The sequence below is a fragment of the Marivita sp. genome (genome assembly GCF_051251565.1).
GTDB lineage: Bacteria > Pseudomonadota > Alphaproteobacteria > Rhodobacterales > Rhodobacteraceae > Marivita.
In genome coordinates this window covers 1-2,218 of sequence record NZ_JBPOFB010000073.1, presented here as the reverse complement: position 1 = coordinate 2,218, position 2,218 = coordinate 1, and the positions used below count along the sequence as shown (strand labels likewise).

The 2,218-nt window shown below is 54.6% G+C and carries 2 protein-coding genes; both read right to left on the bottom strand.

Annotated elements, in window-relative coordinates; translation table 11 throughout:
* Positions 1 to 248: 248 nt before the first annotated feature.
* Entirely contained in the window at positions 249 to 1,595 is a 1,347-nt protein-coding gene (locus ACSHXH_RS19480; protein ID WP_435673460.1) for an IS110 family transposase, read from the bottom strand.
* On the bottom strand, positions 1,588 to 2,046 hold the full coding sequence (locus ACSHXH_RS19475; protein ID WP_435673459.1) for a hypothetical protein: 459 nt from the start codon (positions 2,044 to 2,046) through the stop codon (positions 1,588 to 1,590). The genes ACSHXH_RS19480 and ACSHXH_RS19475 overlap by 8 nt, the downstream gene beginning before the upstream one ends.
* Positions 2,047 to 2,218: the final 172 nt, after the last annotated feature.

The following is a 2,218-nucleotide window of genomic DNA, read 5'->3' as shown; positions in this document are numbered from 1 at the left end:
GCTGTTTCTAAGTGAGGCCATTATACCAGACCTCGCGTGCCACCCGAGAGCGACCGCCGCGATCACACCATGTATGGAGTTCGATCGCCTCGGGTCCAAATCGATCTTGAGGACTATTGATGTCCTTGATTACTATATGGTTTTCCCGATGCGGATCAGCCGATGCTTTTGCCCATAATTGTCCTTTGATCTCCTTACTTTCCGGAATTTGTCAGCGCGAGCCGACCGTTCCGAACCTCTGCGCGGCGTCAGGCATACTCGACCAAACCACCACGATAATCCTGTTTCTTCGTGACCATGGCCCAAAGAATGCGGGCCATTTTGTTGGCCAGAGCGACGGCAGCCAACGTGCCCTGTTTGCGTTCAAGCAAGCGCCCTAGCCAGCCGTCGGGTTTGACACCTTTCCAGCGCGCCCATCTGATGCATACGGTGGCTCCTGTGATCAGTAATCGCCTCAGATCGGACTGGCCCATCTTACTGATACGACCCAGTTTGGTTTTGCCACCCGTCGAGAGTTGTTTGGGCACCAAGCCCAGCCAGGCTGCAAAGTCGCGCCCGCGCCGGAAGCTTTCCATGGGCGGCGCGAACGCAAGGAATGCCGCTGCTGTGATCGGGCCAACACCCGGCATTGTGCGGAGACGCTGGATGCCTTCGTCTGCTTTGGCCGCATCAGCCATTTGGCGTTCCAAGGTGGCGATTGTCTGAGCCAGCTGAGCCATGTGGTGATAATACAGGCGCGCGGTCTCGCGTACCAAATCCGGCATAGCGCCTTCTTGAGCTTCCATTGTGTCTTCGTAGGCCAGGAGTGCGGCGTCTCCTTTGGCGACGATGATCCCATGCTCGGCAAAATGACCACGCAGGGTCGTGATCAGTGTCGCCCTCTGGCGGGTTAAGGTCTGATGCGTGCGAAAGAGCATAGCGTGGGTTTGCTGTTCTTGGCTTTTGACCTGCACAAACCGCATGCCGGGTTGACGCACCGCCGTTGCAATCGCCGCAGCGTCGTTGGCGTCATTCTTGGCGGAGCGTTTGACGAAGGGTTTCACATAGATCGGCGGGATGAGCCTCACCTCATGACCGGCTTCTTGTGCATAGCGGCCCCACCAATGGCTGGTCGCACAGGCTTCCATCGCAACGAGGCAACTCGAGTGTTCCGCCAAGAGCTGGCTCAGCTTTCCACGCGAATACTTGCGATTGAATTTGACAACGCCCTCTGCCGTCGTAGCGCAAACCTGAAACGAGTGCTTTGCAAGGTCGATGGCCAGAATGCTAATATCTGACATGGATGCTTCCTTTCTATTGAACTGACTTCCAACAAAGCCAGTCTGGCACATTGCGATGCCGCTGTGGGAGGGAGCATCCACCCCATCAAACTTCCAAAACACTTGAACTGCGCCGTGATGAAACGAGCCAAAATCGTGTTCCTGATAGGGGTCGTTGAGAGGTGTGAAACGATCATACCAGCGCACCTGATCCAATAGGTCTGGAAGATTGTCCATGGCCTGAATGCCCTGTGTTATCACAACACGACAGCCAGTGAATGACTGCCGTGCACGATCATTGAGTTCCTGTATGCGATCTGTGTCACAGTCAGCCATTTGACGCCGCCTTCGCCGCGCCGGGTTTGATGCGGGGTTTGCGTTCAGCTGTTTTGGCAATAGCTGTGTCCAATTCCCCTGCTCGGGCAGCTGTCAAAAACAGGTCCATTACAGCACCCACGTCTTTGAGTGTTTTGACGAACACAGCATTATTGGTGCCATCAGCTGCGATCACACGTGCCCCATAACGGCACTGAACATACCAACCCCCGTCTTGCTCAAAAAACCACGGACGCACTCGACGATTGGTTTTGACCAAGACCCTCTCGCCCTGCTCGTTGTTCACCCAACGGGATTTCTCCACGCGATGATCTTCGCCTTTGAGTGCAGCTGCATATACCAACTGCTGCTCTTTCAATCCCGCAACCAGCTTGTCACGACGAGCCAGAACAGGATCACGTTGGGTGCTTCGCGTCACCGATTTGAAGTTGAGTTTTGCTAATGCAGTCATCTGCCAAGTGCTCCCTTGCTATACACCTATAGCGCGAACATATGGTCAGAGTTTTGTGTGGACGACCGAAAAGACAGGTGTTGTGGAAGGAAATGGGAGTTATTGTCAAATCTGGTGTCCAAGCGATCATCATGCGGCGGTTAGCTGCTGGTTTATTGGTTTGATGCCGTTG

Excerpts from the sequence above, each read along its gene's own strand:
- ACSHXH_RS19480 (WP_435673460.1), bottom strand. The coding sequence starts at position 1,595 with ATGGCTGACTGTGACACAGATCGCATACAGGAACTCAATGATCGTGCA.
- ACSHXH_RS19475 (WP_435673459.1), bottom strand. The coding sequence starts at position 2,046 with ATGACTGCATTAGCAAAACTCAACTTCAAATCGGTGACGCGAAGCACC.